The following is a 2,358-nucleotide window of genomic DNA, read 5'->3' as shown; positions in this document are numbered from 1 at the left end:
TCGGCGAGGGGTTTGCGTCCGATAACGCGGCTGTGGTCGTTCGCGTTGCCGGCGGCCAGGACCGCGCACACGGCGTCATCGCTTCCGCTGGCCATGACTCCGTTGACGACTTCGTTGTAGCCCCCGTCCCCGCTCACGGACACGATGAGGGCATTGGGCGCGGATGCTGCCTTCTGCGCGAGGTCCACTGCGTGGCCGGCGTGCTCGGTGGGCTGGAGGCGGATCTCGGTCCCGGGCAGTGCCGGGACCAGCTCGTCGGAGAGCTCCTGTGCAAGCTTGGGGGCGTCCCCGGTGCTGTTGGGGTTGAAGATGATCGTGATGGTGTCGAACCTGTGTGGCGTGGTCATGGGTCTACCTTTCCTTGGTCGTTTCCGCCGCGGGTGCCCGTCGGCGGGAGGCTCGGGGTTGGGGTTACGGCGATGGTGTGACGGCGATGGTGTGGACAGTCCTAGGCGGCTTCGGGCTCATCGAACCGGTCCTCGGAGCTGGTCATGAAGGAGGTGATGCTGGCGGTCACGGCCTCGGCCGCGCTGTGGTGTACGCCGTGGAAGGCACCCTCAACCTCCACCAGTTCCCCGTCGACGGCCGTGTCGGCCAAGGCGCGGGACCAGGCAGACCCGGCGACGAGGTCGCGGGATCCGCGCAGAATTAGCACTGGCTGCTCCACCAGGGGGAGTCGCTCCTCGAGGGGATAGTTCATGGCGACGTCCAGTTCGGCAACATACCAGCGCGGTCCGCAGCGCAGCATGTCGGTGAACTGGATGAAGTTCAGTGAGGATTTTTCCAGGACGTTGTTCACTGTGAGGGTGAGCGCCTGCTGGGGGACGGTGCGCCGGCGTGCGTCGACGGCCGCGCCGATCAGGACCAGCTGCGACACCAGTCCGGGACGCTCGAGGGCCAGTTCGGTGGCGCTCTGGACCCCCATGGAATGCCCGATCACCACGCAGGAAGATACCCCCATTTCGTCCAGGAGGTCTCCGATGATTTCCGCCTTCGCGGCGTTGGGCATTTTGGCAGTTGGGGTTCGAGTCCGCCCGGCGCCGGGCAGGTCGAGCAGGACCACCCGTCCGTGGGCTGACAGCTGCTCCCCGAGGCGTTTGAGGTATCGGTGGGACATGCCGATGCCGTGGATGAGCACGAATACGGGAACCGCCCGCTCGTCTGCCCCGGCTTCCGTTGCGGCGTGTGCCTCGGGCCGGTGAGGGATCAGATGGGCCCGGGCCTGCCAGTCTCCGGCGGTGAGGCTTATCTGCCCGGGTGTGTGCGCCGACCGGGACTGGGGACGTCCCGTGTACTGCACAGTGGTGACCCGCCGGGGCGAGGTGAGGTCGTTTGAGGGCGCAGTGGTTAATGCGGAGGCGCGCGGGTGTTCGTCGATGAATCGGGTAATGGCTGCGGCAACGGCGGCGGCGCCCGCCCGGTGCGCGGCGTGGGCCTGTCCCGGAATCTCCACGAGGCGACTCTGCCTGGAAGCGTCGGCGAGCCGGGCACACCAGTCCCGACGGGCGATGGGGTCAAGCGTGCCCCGCAGGATCAGGACCGGCCGAGTCACCAGGGGTAGCCGCCGGTCCAGCCGATACTTGAGCATGACGGGCAGTTCGTTGAAATACCAGGCCAGTCCGCACCGGGCGTAGGCGCCGGCGGCAAGCAGTGTAGTCCGAGGGCGTTCCAGGAGCGTGTCCAGGCCCAGGGACAAGGTGTGCGAAAAGGCGGAGGCATGGCCCGGATCGGTGACGGGCCCGATGAGCACCACCTGGGCGGCCAGATCCGGGCGCCGTAGGGCGAGTTCGGTGACGAACTGGGCCCCCATGGAGTGACCGATGAGGGTACAGGAGCTCAGCTGCGCGGCATCCATGGCCTCGGCAATGACGTCGGCGTAGTCCCCGATACTGAGCGTGCGGCCGGGCTTGGGTGTGCCCCCGAAGCCTGGAAGATCCAACACATGGGTCTCCCCATAGGCATCCAGTTCGCTCTGAAGCCCTGCAAAATAGCGGTGGGACATGCCGAGGCCGTGGACCAGCACGAAGACGGGCACCCCCGGAACCGCAGTTGCAGGCCGGGAGGAGTGAAGGTGGTATCCCGGTGCGGCATCGGCTCTGTTGAAGGGAACTGCGGTTGGACGAGCGGCCGGACCAGAAGGAGTGCTGTGGTGGGCGGCGGATTTCCTGTGCCTGAGAGCCGTGCGGAGCCGGGTGAAACTGACCCGCTTTGGGTCGGGGCGTCGGACGCGTCGGGCGCGTTGGCCGGCGGTAAACGACTCGGGAGTGGTGGGGCTCATGGGCGGCGGTACTTGTTGACCATGGGGCAGTCGAAGGGGTCGCGGGCGGCGAGGCCGACCCGGTTGAGGTAGGTGACCAC

The 2,358-nt window shown here is 67.4% G+C and carries 2 protein-coding genes; both read right to left on the bottom strand.

What is annotated here, in order from left to right:
• A partial coding sequence (locus I6N91_RS16930; RefSeq protein WP_198814484.1) for an acylglycerol kinase family protein occupies positions 1 to 347 on the bottom strand: 347 nt, incomplete at its 3' end.
• A 101-nt stretch (positions 348 to 448) separates the two neighbouring features.
• Positions 449 to 2,035: an alpha/beta fold hydrolase gene (locus tag I6N91_RS16925; RefSeq protein WP_198814483.1), complete on the bottom strand. Its 1,587-nt coding sequence runs from the start codon at positions 2,033 to 2,035 to the stop codon at positions 449 to 451.
• Positions 2,036 to 2,358: the final 323 nt, after the last annotated feature.

The organism is Arthrobacter sp. MSA 4-2 (genome assembly GCF_016405885.1).
In the GTDB taxonomy this organism is placed as follows: Bacteria; Actinomycetota; Actinomycetes; order Actinomycetales; family Micrococcaceae; genus Arthrobacter_D.
Note: the sequence above shows the minus strand (reverse complement) of the source record. Positions and strands in the feature narration are given on the sequence as shown.